Source organism: Streptomyces sp. SID14436 (assembly GCF_010548465.1).
In the GTDB taxonomy this organism is placed as follows: domain Bacteria; phylum Actinomycetota; class Actinomycetes; order Streptomycetales; family Streptomycetaceae; genus Streptomyces.
In genome coordinates, this window is record NZ_JAAGMD010000438.1 from 1 (window position 1) to 1,049 (window position 1,049).

The window sequence follows — 1,049 nt, forward strand, 5'->3', positions numbered from 1 at the left end:
GTGCGGTTCCGTGCCCTGGGTGGGCACGGTCTGCTCCGGTCCGGGGCCGGAGACGTCCGCCGCGGCCGGGCCGGCCGGCTCCCCGGAGGGGCCGGGTACGGCCGGGGCGTGGGAGGTGCCGGGTACGGCCGGGGCGTGGGAGGTGCCGGGTACGGCCGGGGCGTGGACCGTGCCGTCCGTGCCGCCTCCGGCGCCCGTCCCCGCGCCGGGAGCGGGGTGCGGTTCCGTGCCCTGGGTGGGCACGCTCTGCTCCGGTCCGGGGCTCTGGGGGTCGCTGAGGGCGTAGTCGCCGTCCGCGTCGGTGGCGGGGGCCGCGGGGCGGGCCAGCTCGAAGTCGCCGTCGGTATCGGCCATGGGCGCCGTCGCCCCGCCGTCCGCCGGCCGCGGTGCGTCGGCCGTGTCCTGCGCACCGGTGCGGGACTCCCGCGGTCCTTGCGGGGGCGTGCCGCCCCCGTCATGGTCCCGGTCGGTCTCGCGCGCACCGGTCGCACCGGTCGTCTCCGTCGTTGCGACGTCGTCGGGCGTCTCCGCCCGCTCCCCCGGTGGGCCCGGCTTCCCCTCGTTCATGCTCTCCCCGCAGCTGGCCGCAGATCCTCGACTCCCATGGCTCCGTGGCCGCGGCGGCCACGGAGCACGGTCCGGCACCCGGCTGCGTGGGCCTGGGCGCGCCCACCGGATTCAATCAGGTCCGCGCCCGCGCGCGCACCGGACGGACCGGGGATCAGCGCACCCTGCCGGAGGCGGACGCCTGCGGCAGAGCCGACGTGGGGCCGGGTGCGGGGGCCGCTTCGAGCAGGCTGGGCGGGCGGATGCCGGAGGGGGTGGCCCATCCGGCGGAGACCGGCGGGAGCTGGTTCAGCGGGCGTATCAGGGGGGAGACCGCGGCCGCGCCCGCCATCATCGGCGCGGTCAGGGTCTGGTCGCGGGTTGCGGGCGGCGGGAGTCCGGGCAGCAGCGGCGCGGAGATGCCGGTGGGTGCGGCCGGCGGCTCGCCCAGCCGGCCCTGGCCGATCATCGGTGCGGGGCCGCGGCGCCGCTGGGACTCGGGC

Annotated in this window: 2 pseudogenes; both read right to left on the reverse strand. The window is 79.4% G+C overall.

The annotated features are described in order from the left end of the window. Nucleotides 1-567 (reverse strand): annotated as a pseudogene (locus G3I53_RS15115) (hypothetical protein); the annotation flags it as partial. 154 nt (nucleotides 568-721) lie between these two features. Further along, a pseudogene (locus G3I53_RS15120) lies at nucleotides 722-1,049 on the reverse strand (zf-HC2 domain-containing protein); the annotation flags it as partial.